Consider the following 17,212-nt stretch of genomic DNA (forward strand, 5'->3'; position numbering starts at 1 on the left):
TTATTCACGTGACATCATTGGTTTTTTCAAAAAAAAAAGAGCGACCTAAAAAAGGCCGCTCACTGAATAAAAGCTTTTTTAACCAAATATTAAGCTTTAAGCTATTTGGAGAAAGTAAGTGGGGCTTACTTAAACCAAAAGCAACGAGCAAAGTAATAAATATTTATAAACCTGCAATGGCGTTTAACGATAAAATAGGTGCTTTGTCTAGCTTTTTTACTATAAAAACTAGTCGTGTCCGACTAAGATATAAGACCGCTGCGCTGAAAGACATAAGACGTAAGACTTGCTTTTTAATAGATTGAAAACTAGATAAAATTGATTAAACATACTTTTTAATTGATAAATTTTGATGCTAAGTATAATAGCATGCTGTCATTAAATAAAAACATTCTTATTGCCTATTATCTTTGACTCAACAGATTTTCTCACTCTTTTAATCGGACACTAATGTATAAAAACATGGAATTTGGCTTCAAAAAGGGGAAACATGAAATCTTCGGTAACCCACGTAAGTGATAAAAATAATGAGCTAAAATAAAAAAACACAAACTAGATATCTAGCAACTACAATTTAGGCTTCTTTAGAAACGGTTAAAATAAAATCTTTATTTACTTCGTGAACTCCTTCAAAAACCTGAACTGTTAGGCGGTCTTTAAAAAGCTTTGAGCCGTTTAATTCCGCTTCGGTTTTACGAGCTTCGGTAACGTATTGATCCTTGTTTCCGTAGAGGTAAATTACCTGGGTTGAGGTGTTTAAAAACTCAAAATCTTTAGGCTTTAGTTCTTTTGGAATTGCGCCAGAATGTAAAATTAACTTGTTGCACTGAATTTTGTGCCTCGCTACCCATCTTGCCGCAATGGAAACTCCTTGCGAATACCCCAAAACAATAAGGTTTGGAGTATTTCCTGATAATTCCTCATTATAAACAGCGTCTATATAATTTAGGATGTTTTCGGTTTCGGCAGTTGTATTTTCTCGCGTTAACCAAGAAGCGCCTACGTGCTTAAATTTTTTATCCTGATAGTATTTTGACGGTGCTTGCGGCGCAATAATATAGTTTTCATCTGTATTTAATTCTGAAAAATAATTGATAAAGTATTTGCTCAAATAGCCCATCCCATGAAAAACTAGCCAAACGTTCTTGGTCTTTTCTGATAAGGTATTTAAGGTTGAATAGGTATTTGAGGTTTGGTAGGATACTTCTTTTTGGAGGCTCATTTTCTAAGTTTCAAATTTGTATTTTTACAAAAGTAATTGAATAGTATGAAGTACACCAAAGAAGAAGTATTAGCAATTTCCAAAAAAATGTGTCAGAACACGTTGATGGAAACCTTAGAAATAGAATTTACAGAAATAGGAGACGATTTTTTAATCGCCCGAATGCCGGTTACTCCAAGAGTCCATCAACCCGATGGGGTTTTGCACGGTGGAGCCTCGGTAGCTTTGGCCGAAAGTGTAGGCAGTGCAGGAGCATACTTTTTTCTAAATTCAGATAATTTTATTGTGCGTGGAATTGAAATAGCAGCAAACCATATAAAAAGTGTTCGAGAAGGTTATGTTTACGCCCATGCGAGCATGCTTCATAAAGGAAGAACCACCCAACTCTGGCAAATAAAAATCACCAATGAGGACGACGACCTGGTCTCTCTTGTAAAGCTCACAACGCTTAGTTTACCAAAGAATAAGTAATGGATTTTAATGTATTAACTGAAAAAATTGCGAGACATTATCGCAAAAACTTACCCTTTGCAATATATTCATTTCCCGAAACTGATTTGCTGCATAGCATATTTCAGAACGATGACAGCTTGCACGTGGCAACTGCGTTAAATAAACCGGGCTTTGTTCTCGCTCCATTTGATTATAAGGGCGTTTCCTTATTTATACCCGCAAATGAATCGGGAGTATTTCAAACTGAATTTGTAAAAGATGTTTTTAACGTGGTTCCTGTTCCCACATCGAGTGGAAAGAATGAAGAAAACAGATATTGCAAATTATTATCCAATACCATTGAAACAATAAAACAGGGCGAAGCCAGTAAAATTGTAATTTCTCGTCCAAAAGACTTCCAGCTTCACAATTTTTCTGTTATTTTATTACTGAAACGTCTGTTTTCTGCCTATCCTACTGCTTTTCGATATATATGGTTTCACCCTAAAACCGGAATTTGGTGTGGTGCCACCCCAGAAACATTGGTTCAGGTTAAAAATGATGCCTTTAAAACAATGGCCTTAGCGGGGACGCAAGCTTATACGGGAAGCGAAACGGTTAGTTGGCGCCCAAAGGAAAAGGACGAACAACAACAGGTTACTGATATGATTTTAGAGAAGCTAAAAATGGCTGCTACAGCCTTACAGGTTTCAGATACTTATACGTACCGGGCTGGATCTTTATTGCATCTTAGAACGGATATCACGGGGAAGCTCAACCAAGAAACCACCTTAGCTGCCGTGGCTAATGCGCTTCACCCAACGCCGGCGGTTGGCGGAAATCCTAAAATAGCTTCGCAAGAATATATAATTAAAAATGAAGGCTATCCACGAGCGTATTACACGGGTTTTGTAGGGCCAATTTTAGAAAATGGCACTTCGGCTTCGCTTATGGTGAATTTGCGATGTATGAAAATTCAGGAAAATATTGCTCGAATTTTTGTGGGAGGTGGCATAACACGCAATTCAGACCCTAAAGAAGAATGGGAGGAAACCCAGAATAAAATGCAAACAATGTTACACGTATTAAAACCTATGTTGAGTTAAGGCGAGTTTTTAATACTTGACGTAAGTCATCAAGTCGTGAAGTCGTAGGTCGTTTAGTCGTACGTCGTCAAGTCATCGAGTCCTTTTTTAGGCAGACAATCACCTAATATTTTAAAGCTATTTGTACCTTTATACCCCATGAAATTTACCAACAAACCTCTTGCACAAACCCTTATTCAACTATGTTTGGAAAAGGGCATAAATAATATAGTAATTTCTCCAGGATCCCGAAACGCCCCATTAACTATTGGTTTTGGAGCACACCCTGATATTAAAAGTTACAGCATTGTAGATGAGCGCTGTGCGGCATTTTTTGCCATGGGGATGGCACAGCAATTAAAAAAGCCGGTTGCCGTTCTTTGTACTTCAGGTTCGGCTTTACTAAATTATTATCCAGCGGTTGCAGAGGCGTTTTACAGTGATATCCCATTAGTTGTTATCTCGGCAGATAGACCGGCCGAGCGAATTGATATTGGTGATGGCCAGACGATACGGCAAGAAAACGTTTTTAAAAACCATATTCTCTACAGTGCCAATTGTCTTGAAGGCCAAGATTTTCAAGTGAAAAATGAAACCGAAATAAATACGGCGCTTAATAGTGCCATGGAGTTAGATGGTCCGGTTCACATTAATATTCCATTTTCTGAACCTTTATATGAAACTACCGAAAATCAATTGGTTTGGCCACAAAACGTTGCCCCACGAATAGAAACCGAAACTTTAAAAGAAGATTTAACCCCATTCCTCAAAAAGTGGAACGCGAGTAAAAGAAAAATGATATTGGTGGGCGTTCTTGAACCCAATAGTTTGGAACAACAGTTTGTGGAGCATTTGGCAAAAGATGATAGCGTTTTGGTTTTGACTGAGACTACCTCTAATATTCACCATAAAAACTATATTTCGGCTATTGATCAGCTTATAAGTCCGTTAAACGCGGATGAGTTTAAAGAATTGCAGCCCGATATCTTACTGAGTTTTGGCGGAATGGTAGTTTCAAAAAGAATAAAAGCATTTTTACGAAATTCTCCACCTGAGGAACATTGGCATGTAGATTCGAAAAAAGCATACGATACCTTCTTTGTCTTAAAACACCACTTTAAAACTAATATCAACTACTTTTTGTCCCAGTTTCTTCCGAAGACAGCCAAAGTTGATAGTACTTACAAAAAGCAGTGGTTATCGGTAAAGGCGCATCGATTGCTTCGCCATAAAGTATATGAGGAAGCCATACCATATTCAGATTTTATGGTTTTTTGTGAAGTGTTTAACCAACTTCCCAAAAACATTCAGCTTCAGTTGAGTAACAGCGCCACCATTCGGTATGCACAACTATTTAATATTGATCCGTCTGTACAGGTTTTTTGCAACCGGGGAACAAGCGGGATTGATGGTAGTACCAGCACAGCAGTTGGCGCTGCATTGGCTTCAGAACTGCCAACGGTGTTTTTAACAGGCGATGTTAGCTTTTTTTATGATAGCAATGCGCTTTGGAATAATTACATTCCGAAGAACTTTAAAATTATTCTCGTGAATAATGGGGGAGGTGGGATTTTTAGAATTTTGCCCGGAGAAAAGGATTCTGAAGTTTTTGATACTTACTTTGAAACAAAACACGAGCTAAATGCGAAACATCTTTCAGCAATGTACGGCTTCAATTACGTTTCAATTGATACGAAAGAGGAATTATCAACCAAACTAAAAGATTTCTTCCTTCAAAATGAAAAGCCGTCCTTATTAGAAATTTTCACACCTTCAACCTTAAATGATAAAGTGTTACTGGAGTATTTTGAGTTTATTTTATAAATAGGCCTTACCCCAATCTGCTGCATCATAAACGTTATAAAATGTTTTAAATGGTTTGCTAATAAACTTATCTTCAAGTTCCGCATTCATTTTACTGTATTCTGAATGGTTAACGACAGCAATGGCTTTTAGGGTTGGTACATGGTTCAGATACTTAAGATCCATGGTGTTAAAAGAATAGGAGTTTACACGATTAGAAATATATATCCACGGTTTGGTTTTAAGTATGCGTAAACTTTTAAGGAGTATTGAAAACCCAGTTTTATAAGAAAGTACTATCCCTTCATTTGCTTCAAATATTAAAATATTATCATAAATATAGACCGTGCCAATTTCAGTTTCAATTACGTCACTTAGTTGAAATTCAGCCGGGAGCTTATGTTTGGAGGTATGATTCATAACTTAGAGTGAAAATTACTGCTTTTTTATGAGAATTAAAATGCCTTAAAAAATCATAGTTTCAAAAGTTTTTATTTGTCTTATATAATTATAGGCGTATAGCATTTAACTTTGTTTTTGATTAAAAGATATACACATCGTAAATTTCGGATTTTTCTCAGATAATTAAAACGAAATTTTCAATAATTTTTCCAAGCCTTTTTTTACTCAATCTAACCACAGATTAGTCGAAGGAATAGCCTCTTAATCATATTTATTTAAGTTACTTTTTTGTAAGTAGAAACACTACCTTTGCAGTTATGATAAAATTGGGCGAATACAATACTTTAGAGATTCTTCGGGAAACCGAACCGGGGCTATACTTGGGTGATGATGCTGAAAATGTGGTACTTTTACCACATAGATACAAGCCAGAAGAATATGAAATTGGCGATGAAATTTCCGTTTTTATCTATCTAGATAACGAAGAAAGACCCATTGCAACAACTCTTGAGCCTTTTTTAAAGCTAAATACATTTGGGTACTTGCACTGTAGTGATGTTACCGAATACGGCGCTTTTATGGATTGGGGCTTGGAAAAACAGCTCTTTGTTCCCTTTAAGGAGCAGGCGCGACCAATGAAAAAAGGAAATTGGTATATTGTTTACCTATATATAGACGAAAAAACCAATAGGTTGGTAGGCTCTAGTAAAACCAATCACTTTCTTCAAAACGATACTTTAACTGTTGAAGCGTTTCAGGAAGTAGATATTTTGGTTACTCACTTAACTGAAACGGGAGCCAATGTTATTGTTAACGGCGTCCATAAAGGATTAATTTATATGGAGGATATTTTTGAAGATATCCGTACGGGCGATACATTGAAAGCCTATATTTCAAACATTCGTCCAGATAATAAAATAGACCTTGTGCTTCAAAAGCCTGGCTATAAAAGTATTGAGCCGAACGCTACCTTTATTCGGGAAGAGTTGGAGGCCGCTGGAGGTTTTTTGCCACTTCACGATAAATCTGACCCAGAAACCATCAAAAATCAGCTGGGAATGAGTAAAAAGAGTTTTAAAAAAGCCATTGGCACACTTTATAAAGACAAACAGATTGTAATTAAAAGTGATGGAATTGAATTGGTTTAGAAGCTGTTAGTTATTTAATTCAATAGCTAGATTACTCTTCGTAGATCGGTTAAAAATATAAACCGGTTTAATATCTGTGCCCATATCTATAGGGCGAATACCCGCCGTATATTCCAAAACCAGTAGATCTATTACGCCGGTTATAACTTGGGTAATGATATAAAAAAGGTTGAGAAGCGTCTTCATAAACCGCATTCCGAACCTTGGTTGCTCCATCAACACGTAAGTTCTTATCGCTTGTAAATACCCCATATTCTCTAGGGTCTAAAGAAATTGTAATATTTGATTTTAATGTGTTTTCACTCGCTGTTACGGCTTCAAACATACTTACAGGTTCCCGGTAATTTTCCTTACTCAATTTAAAAGAAGGTAGTTTATTGGAGTACGTATTCGATAAATTGGAGTTTGAGGGCAGGGAAGACGTCATAAGACTTTCAATCTCGGGAAGATCAACAAAATCTAACTTAAATTTATTGGTCTCAAAGTCAAATTGGGCCGAAGCTAGCAACGGAAATAATGCTATAAGAAACAACCATTTTTTCATAAGTACAAAGGTATCAAAATTTGAGCCAAGATTAAATAGATTTTAAATGGAAGATTATAGCAGTAAAATCAAGCCTTTTAGCACGTTAAAACTGACACCATGCCCAGCGAAAGAAGAAAGTGTTTCGTATTGAATATAGTGTATGGTTTAATTGCAAGTAGATAGCTTGTTGACGGTATTAAAAAATTCAACAATCCATAAACCAGAAACAATTTATATCTTTGGAAATAAAAATGACAAATATGACTTCACCCAACTGGAAAACAGCAAAAGAATATACCGATATAACTTATAAAAAAGCTAACGGAGTAGCACGTATAGCCTTTAACAGACCTGATATACGCAATGCGTTTCGCCCTAAAACTACTTCAGAATTACTAGACGCATTTCACGATGCCCAAGAAGATACTTCCATTGGCGTTGTACTACTTTCTGCCGAAGGACCTTCGTCTAAAGATGGCGTTTATAGTTTTTGTAGTGGCGGCGATCAAAAAGCTCGTGGCCATCAAGGCTATGTGGGCGATGACGGATATCACAGATTAAATATTCTTGATGTACAGCGGTTAATTCGTTTTATGCCAAAAGCTGTTATTTGCGTGGTTCCGGGTTGGGCAGTAGGAGGCGGTCATAGTTTACACGTGGTTTGCGATATAACCTTGGCGAGTAAGGAACACGCAATTTTTAAACAGACCGATGCCGATGTAACCAGTTTTGACGGGGGCTACGGAAGTGCGTATCTCGCTAAAATGGTAGGGCAGAAGAAGGCACGTGAAATCTTTTTCCTCGGAAGAAATTACAGCGCACAAGAAGCTTATGAAATGGGAATGGTTAATGCCGTTATTCCACATGCCGAGCTGGAAGACACAGCTTATGAATGGGCTCAGGAAATACTTGCAAAATCACCAACTTCCATAAAAATGCTAAAGTTTGCAATGAACCTAACCGATGACGGAATGGTGGGTCAACAAGTTTTTGCGGGTGAAGCCACGCGTCTTGCCTATATGACTGATGAAGCCAAGGAAGGTCGGGATGCGTTTTTAGAAAAACGTAAGCCAAATTTTGATAAAAAGTGGTTGCCGTAAATTCAGTATTCGGTAGTCAGTAATTCAGTAGCTTTACTTAGTTTATAGCGGACTTACTGCTAGAAATACTTAGCTATGGTCTGGGGCAATATTGATTATGCAATGGTTTAATTGATGATAAATTACGTTTTCCAGTTTATAGTTAGCAACGCCTACCAAGTTTGAAGGCTAAAGCTTTTCAGCCTTAAGCTTTCTTCGCATTTGCTTTATGGTTAAAGTGCTTCCGTCATGGCTCCAGCCTGGGGGACCAAAAGCATACATAAACTTGTCGCCCCAATTTTTAGATTTCTTCATATCCTCCCAAATATTCTTGTATTCATGGGTTAAGATAACATAGAGATTATATGAATTTGGGGGTGTTGAAACCCCATATTCAATAGCTATGGAGTCGTCAAGTTCTTTCCATGTTCCAAAAATTCGGTCAAAAACATTTAGAAATCCACCGTGGTTTTTGTCCATATATTCAATGTTCTGGGCATGGTGTACTTGGTGCATCGTATGCGTATTAAGGAACTTTTCAAGGAAGCCTAACTTTTTGATGTACTGTGTGTGCAGTTGAAATTGCCATAAAGCTTCAATACCCAGACAAACAACAAGCATTTCTGGTGGAAACCCGATTATTACAATCCACACATAAAAAAAAGGTTTGTAAAAAATAGTAAACCACCCGTTACGAACGGCGGTGCCTAAATTAAAATTGTCTGATGAATGATGAACAATATGGGCAGCCCATAAAAAACGCACCATGTGGTTTTGCCTATGGAACCAGTAATAGGTAAAATCGTCTAGAAGCATACAAATTATCCACACATACCAGGCATACCCAAAAGACTCATAGCCCATAATATTAGTGCGAACGCCATCTACCATTGGGTTAAAGAGGTCATAGGCAAAATTAAATACCAAAATGATGGAAACGGTTTTAATAAGCGCCCCGAGAATAGCAGATCCTACCCCGAGCGACAGGCTTGAAATAAAATCTTTCCAGTTGTAAAGATCCTTGTTGTCTAACGTTTTACTATAGGTAAGCTCTAGGGCAATTAAGCCTAAAAAACAAGGCACCCCATAAACTAAAGGGTTGGTAAAATCCATTTATTAAAAAGTTTTAGTTGTTTGTAGGTTCTTTGTAGCTGAATTTTGCAATCATTAGTGTCCGATTAAAAGAGTGAGAAAATTTGTTGAGTCACAGATAATAGGCAATTAGAATATTTTTTATTTAATGACAGCATGCTATTATACTTAGCATCAAAATTTATCAATTAAAAAGTATGTTTAATCAATTTTATCTAGTTTTCAATCTATTAAAAAGCAAGTCTTACGTCTTATGTCTTTCAGCGCAGCGGTCTTATATCTTAGTCGGACACGACTATTTTGCAATATATAATTTCTAAAACTTCTAAAGTGATTAAATGGAGTAAATTTAAAGGTACGAGCGAAACGCTCGCACCAGCGAAGGTTTCTTGTAGATTCTAACTTCATTGAATTTGAGAAAGTTTGTGGGTACGAGCGAGGCCAGAGCTAAAGCTCCTTCATTCTAATATGAATCATCATGCACATTTTTAACTGCTCTTCCGCTGGGGTCGTTCATATTCTTAAAGCTTTCGTCCCAATCTAGGGCTACTTGGCTGCTACAGGCAACACTCGGTACGCTTGGTACCGTCAAGGCTGCGGCATCACTGGGAAAGTGGTCTTCAAAAATTGTCCGGTAATAAAACTCCTCTTTGCTGGTAGGGGGTTGGATAGGGAATCGATAATGGGCGTTTGCTATTTGATCATCACTAATTTCCTTATTGACCATCTCCTTTAAGGAATCAATCCAACTGTAGCCAACGCCATCGCTAAACTGTTCCTTTTGGCGCCAGGCTACAATTTCTGGTAACATATCGCCAAATGCTTCACGAAGCACCCATTTTTCCATCGCTTGTTTGTCTTTTGAACCTTTTTTGCCAGCAATTATCATCTTATCTTTTGGGTTTAAACGCATGGCAACATCCATAAATTCTTTATCTAGAAAGGGAACACGGCCTTCAATACCCCAAGAAGCCAAGGATTTGTTGGCACGTAAACAATCGTACATGTGCAACTTGTCTAATTTGCGCACGTTTTCTTCGTGAAAATCTTTTGCTGAAGGTGCTTTATGAAAGTATAAATAGCCGCCAAAAATCTCGTCAGCTCCTTCTCCAGAAAGTACCATTTTTATTCCCATAGCTTTAATAGCACGAGCTAATAAAAACATGGGGGTAGAGGCGCGGATGGTTGTAATGTCATAGGTCTCAACGTGATAAATAACATCGCGAATAGCATCTAGACCTTCTTGGATTGTAAAGTTGATTTCATGATGCACCGTACCTAGGTGGTCCGCTACAATTTTAGCTGCCGCCAAATCTGGAGAGCCTTCTAGTCCAACTGCAAAAGAGTGTAATCGCGGATACCAAGCTCCTTCGGTATCGCCGGTTTCCACTCGTTTATCGGCATATTTTTTGGCTAGGGCAGAGGTGATAGAGGAGTCCAGACCACCTGACAATAAAACGCCATAGGGAACATCGCTCATTAATTGTTTCTTTACGGCAACATCCAATGCATTTCGTAAATCTTCAATACTTGTTTCGTTTTCTTCAACCGTATTAAATTCCATCCAATCTCGGGTCCACCATCGTTTTAATTCTCCGTCGCTACTGTGAAGGTAATGCCCAGGTGGAAAGAGCTCAATTTTGGTGCAAAAACCTTCTAAAGCTTTTAATTCACTAGCAACATAAAAAGTGCCGTCTTTGTCCCAGCCCATATACAGTGGGATTATTCCCATGTGATCGCGGGCTATTAAGTATTCGTTGTTTTCAGTGTCGTATAATGCAAAGCCAAAGATGCCGTTTAGCTCATCTAAAAAGGAAGGGCCTTTTTCCTTATAAAGTGCTAAAATAACTTCGCAGTCACTTTTTGTTTGAAAGTTATACTTTCCTTCAAATTGTTTCCGAAGCTCCTTATGGTTGTAAATTTCACCATTGGCAGCCAAAACTAAGTTTTTATCTTCAGAAAACAAGGGTTGTTTCCCAGAAGTAGGATCTACAATAGCCAAGCGCTCATGAGTCATAATCGCATTTCGGTTGTTGAAAATCCCACTCCAGTCTGGGCCGCGGTGTCTCAGGCGTTTTGCCATGGTTAATAATTGTGGCCTCAGTTCTTCAGAAGGCCTTTTTAAATCGAATGCACATACAATTCCACACATAATAGTAAAGTTATTTAGATAGGGGCAACTCGTGAGCCACCCGTACGTTGGTTATTTGTCAAAAAAAAAAGCCCGCCAGGAAAAAACCTGACGGGCTCTATATCGCGACAAGTTTCTGTTACGGCAGCTCGTTATTATTATTATTATTTGGGCTGATGAATGACATAAACTTGTTTTTATTAATGTTTGAATTGCTAATATAAAATAAATACTTTGTGATTTGCAAGCCTTTATTGAAATATGTTGATATAATTGATAAAAGCCCTAAATATTCCGATAAAAAGCAGTTTTATAGTCTTCTCAAGCGAAAAAGGCTCTACGTGACAAGAAGAAATCAATTTAATGCCTATTTTTTGTAGGGGAAATGAACTTTTAACTTTGACAAAGTTTAAACTTTGTCAAAGTTATTAATAAAGTACTATCTCAATTTTGGAAATTCTGAAGGGTTTGCCTCGTTCATAATTTCATAAACCTTTTCATAAACATCTTCTAATGATGGCTTGCTAAAGTAATCGCCATCGGTACCATAGGAAGGACGGTGGTGTTTACCTGAAAGCGTTTGTGGCTTGCTGTCCATGTATTTATAGCCGCCTTGTTCTTCTATGATGTGATTTAAGATATATGCTGAAGCTCCACCCGGAACATCTTCATCAATAACAAGAAGCCTGTTGGTTTTAGCAACACTCTTTACTATGTCGTGATTGATATCTAAAGGAAGTAAGCTTTGCACGTCAATTACTTCGGCATCAATGCCTGCTTGTTGCAGTTCTTTTGCTGCTTCCTCAACAATTCTTAGTGTACTTCCGTAGGAAACCAAGGTAATATCCGTGCCTTCTTTAATGGTTTCAACCACCCCGATTGGCGTTCTAAAGTCACCGAGATTATTCGGCATTTTTTCTTTTAAACGATACCCGTTTAAGCATTCAACAACTAGTGCAGGTTCGTCAGTTTCTAGGAGCGTATTGTAAAATCCGGCTGCCTTGGTCATGTTTCTAGGAACCAAAATGTACATTCCGCGAAGCAAGTGGATCAAGCCTCCCATTTGTGAACCGCTATGCCAAATGCCTTCAAGTCTATGTCCTCGCGTACGCACAATTAACGGTGCTTTTTGGGTGCCATTAGTTCTAAAACGAACGGTTACCAGATCATCACTCATTATTTGAAGTGCATACAGAATGTAATCTAAATATTGAATTTCAGCAATTGGACGCAGGCCACGCATTGCCATCCCAATGCCTTGCCCTAGAATGGTAGCTTCTCGAATTCCTGCATCGGCAACCCTAAGTTTGCCATATTTTTCCTGCATTCCTTCCAAACCTTGGTTTACATCGCCAATTTCACCACTGTCTTCTCCAAAAATCAAAACCTCTGGGTGATTATCGAATAGGGCATCAAAGTTGTCTCTTAACACTAAACGCGCATCTACATCTTCGGCGTCTTCAGCATAGGTAGGAAGCACTTCTGGAATAGTTTTGGCATTCGTCTTTGCTTCGGAGTAAAGGTGTGCACTAAACTTAGGTTGAATCAATTCAAAATAATTGGAGATCCAGTCCTGAAGTTGCTTTTTTTCTGCAGAAGACTCTCCAGTTACATACCGCAGGGCTTTTCTAGCAGCTGCAATAATATCTTTTCGCAACGGTTCTTTATCTGAAGCAAGTTCGTTCTGTATTTTTTCAATAAAGTTTTTGTTCGCGCTGCTTTCCGCTAGATTTCCGAGTAAAAGAACGGCCTCTTGCTGTTCTTTTTTCTGCGGAGCCGTAAAAGCTTTCCAAGCCGCTTTCTTGCCATCGCGCACGTTTTTCTTGATTTCTTTTTCAATTGCAGTAAGTGCTTCGTCGGTTGCAATATCGTTTGCAATGATCCACTCTCGCATTTTTACGTTGCAGTCATTTTCCCTTTCCCAACCAAGACGGTCTTTACTTTTATAACGTTCATGAGATCCGCTGGTACTGTGACCTTGAGGCTGAGTTAACTCTTGTACGTGAATAAGCACCGGAACGTGCTCTTCGCGTGCAATTTTTGATGCACGGTTGTAAACATCAATAAGCTCTGGATAGTCCCATCCTTTTACGCGAATAATTTCATAACCCTTTTCATCTTCATTACGCTGGAAGCCTTTTAATACTTCCGAAATATTTTCTTTTGTAGTTTGGTATTTAGCGTGAACGGAAATTCCGTACTCATCATCCCAAACACTCATTACCATTGGCACTTGCAGTACCCCTGCGGCATTAATGGTTTCCCAAAACAAACCCTCGCTGGTACTGGCATTTCCTATGGTGCCCCAAGCTACTTCGTTTCCTTTATTAGAAAAATTGGCTTTATCTTCTAAGCCTTTTACTTTTCTAAATATTTTTGAAGCCTGCGCCAATCCTAAAAGTCTTGGCATTTGCCCGGCGGTAGGTGAAATATCTGGGCTACTGTTTTTTTGTTCGGTCAAGTTCTTCCAACTGCCATTTTCGTTTAAACTATGGGTTGCAAAGTGGCCGCCCATCTGTCTTCCGGCACTCATTGGGTCTGCGTTAATATCGGTATGTCCATAAAGACCTGCGAAAAACTGTTCAATGCTAAGTTTTCCAATGGCCATCATAAAGGTTTGGTCGCGGTAGTACCCGCTTCGCCAGTCGCCATTTTTAAATGCTTTTGCCCATGCTAGTTGTGGCACTTCCTTTCCATCACCGAAAATTCCAAACTTCGCCTTTCCGGTAAGCACCTCCCGACGGCCTAATAAACTACATTCGCGGCTGGTTACCGCTATTTTATAATCGCTTAGAACGGTTTCCTTAAAATCGTCAAAAGATAGCTCGTTATTTGTCTTTGGGTCTGTCTGCATTTTCATAGATTTTTGATATTTGCAAAAGTAGCAAATTTGAGTGTCTTTCGCAATGTAAAATGCAGTCTATGCCACGCTTTAAATTGAGTTTATGGATAAACTACTCTTTTTTATGCTTAATGCGCTTAACCATCAACAATCTAAGTAATAAAAGAAAAGGGAAGCCGTGTAGTAAAACATCAAACCAGTCCATAAGTTTCATTCCTTCGGCACCCCCGGCAATCCATTTTAATTTTCCCCAAATATGTGGCTCGGGGAAAAAAGGAGCTAAGCCAAGGGTTAAACATAGTATGAGAATAATGCGCCAATTATTTAAGAATTCCATAGCGAAGTTATTAAGGCCTAAATCCTTGTTTTAAAGTAACAAGTATCTAAGGATTTATAGTTTGTTTTTTAGTTGAAGCCAAAAAAAATCCTCGGAAGTTCGAGGATTTATTTTTCGTTATGAATAGGTTTTATTCCACTTCTTCTACAGAAGCTCCGGGTGCATTTTTCTGAATAGATTCAATACCGTTTTTTGCACCGCTTTCAGCCGAATACATTTGGCTGCTACCAATAATCTGACCATTTGTAGATTTGATGTTAAAATGGAACTTACCGTTTTTTGCGGTTTTCATTTCAAAATTAGCATCGTCGCCACAGTTTTTTTGGACAGACTCAATTCCGTTTAACGCAGAGGCTTTTGAAGCGTACATTTGACTGGAAAGAATTACTTGTCCGTTTCCTGCTTTTAATACAAAGTGAAATTTGTCACCGCTTTTCTTTAATTCGAACATTTCTTATGATTTTTTGAGTTATTACTATGATTTCTGCAATATCGCAAAAATCGTGATTTTCTAAAAGCTTTAGTCTTACTTATTTAAACATATCCATGCCAGGAATGTTTGGCATTCCGTCTTTTGCAACAGCTCCCACTTCAGTTTCGTGGACGTTTGTAGCCTTTTCAACCGCCTTGTTTAGGGTTAAGATTAAATAATCTTCCAGCTGCTCCTTGTCTTCAAGCAAACTATCGTCCATTTCAATCTTCTTAATTTCTCGATTTGCGGTTAAAGTTATTTTTAAGAGGCCATCATTGCTGGCTTGATCAATAAGGACGGTATCCATTCGTTTTTTTGTGGCTTCTACTTTTTCTTGGGTCTCTTTTAATTTACCCATCATTCCCATTAAATCCATGTTTTTGTATTTTTAGTTTGAAACAAATTTACTACTTTGTTCTACTATTAAAGCCCCACTTTATGAAAAAATTGACATTCCTTTCAATTGCTTGTCTTATTTTTGCCGCTTCAATAAATGCGCAGGAAATTTCAAAAAATACTATGACAATCACACCCCCAAAAGCCGATAAAGTTGCCAAGAAATTAAAAGCCCATAACGATGTTCGTATAGACGAATATTACTGGCTTAATAATCCCGAAGACCAAAAGGTAATTGATTACTTAACCAAAGAGAATGAATACTACGAGGCCAAGACTGCACACACTAAAAAGTTTAAGGAGGCTTTGTTTGATGAGATGAAAGCTCGCATTAAAGAAGATGACGAATCGGTTCCCTACAAATTAAATGGATACTATTATATAACGCGGTATGAAACTGGGAAGGATTACCCTATTTATACACGGAAAAAAGGTTCCTTAAACGCCAAGGAAGAAGTGCTTTTTGATGTAAATGAAATGGCGAAAGACTATGCTTATTATAACCTCGCCGGTTTAAGTGTTTCTGAGGATAACAAATTGATTTCCTTCGGTGTAGATACACTTAGTAGAAGAAAGTATGACATCTTTATAAAAAACCTTGAAACAGGGGAAGTTTACCCAGAGCGCGTTCCTCTTACCACCGGTAGCTCTACTTGGGGCAGCGATAACAAAACCTTGTTCTACACCCGAAAAGATGAAAACACCCTTAGAGCAGATAGAATCTACAGGCATATCTTGGGAACCGATCCTGCCACTGATGAACTGGTTTATACAGAAAAAGATGAAACGTTTGGCACCTATGTTTACAAAACAAAATCTAGAAAATATATAGTTATTGGTTCCTATAGCACACTTACTTCTGAGTTTCGCATATTGGAGGCTAACAATCCAAGAGGAGATTTTAAGGTTTTTCAGCCCAGAGAAAGAGGGTTGGAATACAATATTTCGCATTACGGCAGCAACTGGTACGTATTGACCAATAAGGACAAAGCGCTCAATTTTAAATTGATGAAAACTTCGGAAGGCAATACTACCAAAGAAAATTGGGTTGATATGATTCCACACCGAACAGATGTGCTTCTGGAAGACATTGATATTTTTAAGGATTTTTTGGTGATTAGTGAACGCAATAATGGATTGACCAAAATTAGAATTAAAAAGTGGGAGGGGAGTGAAGATTATTACCTTCCATTCCAAAGTGAAACCTATACTGCTTTTACGGCCCAAAATCCTGAGTTTGAAACAAAAATTCTGCGTTATGGGTACAACGCTTTAAATACTCCAGCATCGATTCTTGATTTTGATATGGAAACCAAGAAGAAAACGCTCTTAAAACAAACCGAGGTTCTAGGCGGTAAGTTTGATAAGGATAATTATCAAACTGAGCGTCTATGGGCTACTGCTGAGGATGGAACAAAAATACCGATGTCGGTTATTTACAGGAAAGGTATCAAAAAAGATGGAAAAAACCCTTTGCTTATCTACGGTTACGGTTCGTATGGTGCCACAATAGACCCTTATTTTTCAACTGTGCGATTAAGTCTTTTAGATCGTGGATTCATCTTTGCTATTGCTCATGTTCGTGGCGGCGAATATATGGGAAGGCAGTGGTATGAGTCTGGAAAATTGCTTCACAAGAAAAATACATTTACCGATTTTATTGCGGCTTCAAAACATTTAATTGCAGAAGGATACACTTCCAAAGAACACCTTTATGCTTCCGGTGGTTCTGCGGGCGGACTTTTAATGGGAGCTATTGTAAATATGGCGCCAGAAATTTACAACGGGGTAATTTCATCAGTGCCTTTTGTAGATGTTTTAACAACCATGCTAGACGATTCCATTCCGTTGACTACCGGGGAATATGACGAATGGGGAAACCCGAACGATATAGCGTATTACAACTATATAAAAAGCTATTCGCCTTATGACAATGTAGTGGCCAAAGATTATCCAAATATGTTGGTTACAACCGGATTGCACGACAGTCAAGTGCAATATTGGGAACCCGCAAAATGGGTTGCAAAACTGAGAGATTTAAAAACAGATTCAAACCTTTTATTAATGTATACCAATATGGATGCTGGCCATGGCGGTGCATCAGGACGCTTTGAAGCCCTAAAGGAAGTAGCGATTGATTACGCATTTCTATTGGATTTGGAAGGCATTAAAGACTAACAAAAAATATTTCCGTACCTTTGGGCGGTTGAAATATTCAGCCTTAAAATTGAATATTAGTATAACA

General features: G+C 38.1%; 15 protein-coding genes. 6 read left to right on the forward strand and 9 right to left on the reverse strand.

Annotation, left to right across the window (positions count from 1 at the left end; translation table 11 throughout):
- Positions 1–574 precede the first annotated feature (574 nt).
- Positions 575–1,222, reverse strand: a complete 648-nt coding sequence (locus tag QPK98_RS04075) for an alpha/beta hydrolase (protein WP_310991763.1) — start codon at positions 1,220–1,222, stop codon at positions 575–577.
- 45 nt (positions 1,223–1,267) lie between these two features.
- On the opposite strand from QPK98_RS04075, the gene QPK98_RS04080 reads away from it, so the two are divergent.
- The 3 genes from QPK98_RS04080 to menD all read left to right on the forward strand — a co-directional run bounded on the left by QPK98_RS04080 (position 1,268) and on the right by menD (position 4,563).
- Positions 1,268–1,693 carry a PaaI family thioesterase gene (locus tag QPK98_RS04080; protein ID WP_310991764.1) on the forward strand — a complete coding sequence of 142 codons (426 nt, stop codon included), beginning with the start codon at positions 1,268–1,270 and terminating at the stop codon, positions 1,691–1,693.
- Positions 1,693–2,760, forward strand: coding sequence for an isochorismate synthase (locus QPK98_RS04085; RefSeq protein WP_310991765.1), 1,068 nt, complete (start codon positions 1,693–1,695; stop codon positions 2,758–2,760). Before QPK98_RS04080 ends, QPK98_RS04085 begins: the two co-directional genes overlap by 1 nt.
- A 138-nt stretch (positions 2,761–2,898) precedes the next feature.
- Positions 2,899–4,563 carry a 2-succinyl-5-enolpyruvyl-6-hydroxy-3-cyclohexene-1-carboxylic-acid synthase gene (gene menD / locus QPK98_RS04090; protein WP_310991766.1) on the forward strand — a complete coding sequence of 555 codons (1,665 nt, stop codon included), beginning with the start codon at positions 2,899–2,901 and terminating at the stop codon, positions 4,561–4,563.
- Here menD and QPK98_RS04095 read toward each other — a convergent pair.
- Positions 4,558–4,962, reverse strand: a complete 405-nt coding sequence (locus QPK98_RS04095; protein WP_310991767.1) for a hypothetical protein — start codon at positions 4,960–4,962, stop codon at positions 4,558–4,560. The two genes, menD and QPK98_RS04095, sit on opposite strands and share 6 nt — an antisense overlap.
- Before the next feature lie 299 nt (positions 4,963–5,261).
- Between QPK98_RS04095 and QPK98_RS04100 the strand changes: the two genes are divergently transcribed.
- Positions 5,262–6,092: a CvfB family protein gene (locus tag QPK98_RS04100; RefSeq protein ID WP_310991768.1), complete on the forward strand. Its 831-nt coding sequence runs from the start codon at positions 5,262–5,264 to the stop codon at positions 6,090–6,092.
- 67 nt (positions 6,093–6,159) lie between these two features.
- Here QPK98_RS04100 and QPK98_RS04105 read toward each other — a convergent pair whose 3' ends face one another.
- Entirely contained in the window at positions 6,160–6,636 is a 477-nt protein-coding gene (locus QPK98_RS04105; protein ID WP_310991769.1) for a hypothetical protein, read from the reverse strand.
- A 242-nt stretch (positions 6,637–6,878) separates the two neighbouring features.
- On the opposite strand from QPK98_RS04105, the gene QPK98_RS04110 reads away from it, so the two are divergent.
- Positions 6,879–7,718: a 1,4-dihydroxy-2-naphthoyl-CoA synthase gene (locus QPK98_RS04110; RefSeq protein ID WP_310991770.1), complete on the forward strand. Its 840-nt coding sequence runs from the start codon at positions 6,879–6,881 to the stop codon at positions 7,716–7,718.
- Positions 7,719–7,886: 168 nt separating this feature from the next.
- Here the strand turns inward: QPK98_RS04110 and QPK98_RS04115 are convergent, their stop codons facing one another.
- The 6 genes from QPK98_RS04115 to QPK98_RS04140 all read right to left on the reverse strand — a co-directional run bounded on the left by QPK98_RS04115 (position 7,887) and on the right by QPK98_RS04140 (position 14,947).
- On the reverse strand, positions 7,887–8,810 hold the full coding sequence (locus tag QPK98_RS04115; RefSeq protein WP_310991771.1) for a sterol desaturase family protein: 924 nt from the start codon (positions 8,808–8,810) through the stop codon (positions 7,887–7,889).
- A gap of 442 nt (positions 8,811–9,252) precedes the next feature.
- Positions 9,253–10,941, reverse strand: a complete 1,689-nt coding sequence (gene asnB / locus QPK98_RS04120) for an asparagine synthase B (RefSeq protein WP_310991772.1) — start codon at positions 10,939–10,941, stop codon at positions 9,253–9,255.
- Positions 10,942–11,359: 418 nt separating this feature from the next.
- Positions 11,360–13,774: an alpha-ketoacid dehydrogenase subunit alpha/beta gene (locus QPK98_RS04125; RefSeq protein WP_310991773.1), complete on the reverse strand. Its 2,415-nt coding sequence runs from the start codon at positions 13,772–13,774 to the stop codon at positions 11,360–11,362.
- A 100-nt stretch (positions 13,775–13,874) separates the two neighbouring features.
- A complete protein-coding gene (locus QPK98_RS04130) occupies positions 13,875–14,099 on the reverse strand; it encodes a hypothetical protein (protein ID WP_310991774.1) in 225 nt (74 codons plus the stop codon).
- 130 nt (positions 14,100–14,229) lie between these two features.
- Positions 14,230–14,550, reverse strand: coding sequence for a YegP family protein (locus QPK98_RS04135; RefSeq protein WP_310991776.1), 321 nt, complete (start codon positions 14,548–14,550; stop codon positions 14,230–14,232).
- 79 nt (positions 14,551–14,629) lie between these two features.
- A complete protein-coding gene (locus QPK98_RS04140; protein ID WP_310991777.1) occupies positions 14,630–14,947 on the reverse strand; it encodes a YbaB/EbfC family nucleoid-associated protein in 318 nt (105 codons plus the stop codon).
- A 62-nt stretch (positions 14,948–15,009) separates the two neighbouring features.
- On the opposite strand from QPK98_RS04140, the gene QPK98_RS04145 reads away from it, so the two are divergent.
- Positions 15,010–17,145, forward strand: coding sequence for a S9 family peptidase (locus QPK98_RS04145; protein WP_310991778.1), 2,136 nt, complete (start codon positions 15,010–15,012; stop codon positions 17,143–17,145).
- The last annotated feature ends 67 nt before the right edge of the window (positions 17,146–17,212 follow it).

Origin of the sequence: Aequorivita marina (assembly GCF_031631895.2) — a bacterium.
Lineage (GTDB): Bacteria > Bacteroidota > Bacteroidia > Flavobacteriales > Flavobacteriaceae > Aequorivita > Aequorivita marina.

What these genes read in the sequence shown, in the direction of transcription:
- QPK98_RS04075 (WP_310991763.1), bottom strand. Translation starts at nt 1,222, where the DNA reads ATGAGCCTCCAAAAAGAAGTATCCTACCAAACCTCAAATACCTATTCA.
- QPK98_RS04080 (WP_310991764.1), top strand. Translation starts at nt 1,268, where the DNA reads ATGAAGTACACCAAAGAAGAAGTATTAGCAATTTCCAAAAAAATGTGT.
- QPK98_RS04085 (WP_310991765.1), top strand. Translation starts at nt 1,693, where the DNA reads ATGGATTTTAATGTATTAACTGAAAAAATTGCGAGACATTATCGCAAA.
- menD (WP_310991766.1), top strand. Translation starts at nt 2,899, where the DNA reads ATGAAATTTACCAACAAACCTCTTGCACAAACCCTTATTCAACTATGT.
- QPK98_RS04095 (WP_310991767.1), bottom strand. Translation starts at nt 4,962, where the DNA reads ATGAATCATACCTCCAAACATAAGCTCCCGGCTGAATTTCAACTAAGT.
- QPK98_RS04100 (WP_310991768.1), top strand. Translation starts at nt 5,262, where the DNA reads ATGATAAAATTGGGCGAATACAATACTTTAGAGATTCTTCGGGAAACC.
- QPK98_RS04105 (WP_310991769.1), bottom strand. Translation starts at nt 6,636, where the DNA reads ATGAAAAAATGGTTGTTTCTTATAGCATTATTTCCGTTGCTAGCTTCG.
- QPK98_RS04110 (WP_310991770.1), top strand. Translation starts at nt 6,879, where the DNA reads ATGACTTCACCCAACTGGAAAACAGCAAAAGAATATACCGATATAACT.
- QPK98_RS04115 (WP_310991771.1), bottom strand. Translation starts at nt 8,810, where the DNA reads ATGGATTTTACCAACCCTTTAGTTTATGGGGTGCCTTGTTTTTTAGGC.
- asnB (WP_310991772.1), bottom strand. Translation starts at nt 10,941, where the DNA reads ATGTGTGGAATTGTATGTGCATTCGATTTAAAAAGGCCTTCTGAAGAA.
- QPK98_RS04125 (WP_310991773.1), bottom strand. Translation starts at nt 13,774, where the DNA reads ATGCAGACAGACCCAAAGACAAATAACGAGCTATCTTTTGACGATTTT.
- QPK98_RS04130 (WP_310991774.1), bottom strand. Translation starts at nt 14,099, where the DNA reads ATGGAATTCTTAAATAATTGGCGCATTATTCTCATACTATGTTTAACC.
- QPK98_RS04135 (WP_310991776.1), bottom strand. Translation starts at nt 14,550, where the DNA reads ATGTTCGAATTAAAGAAAAGCGGTGACAAATTTCACTTTGTATTAAAA.
- QPK98_RS04140 (WP_310991777.1), bottom strand. Translation starts at nt 14,947, where the DNA reads ATGGATTTAATGGGAATGATGGGTAAATTAAAAGAGACCCAAGAAAAA.
- QPK98_RS04145 (WP_310991778.1), top strand. Translation starts at nt 15,010, where the DNA reads ATGAAAAAATTGACATTCCTTTCAATTGCTTGTCTTATTTTTGCCGCT.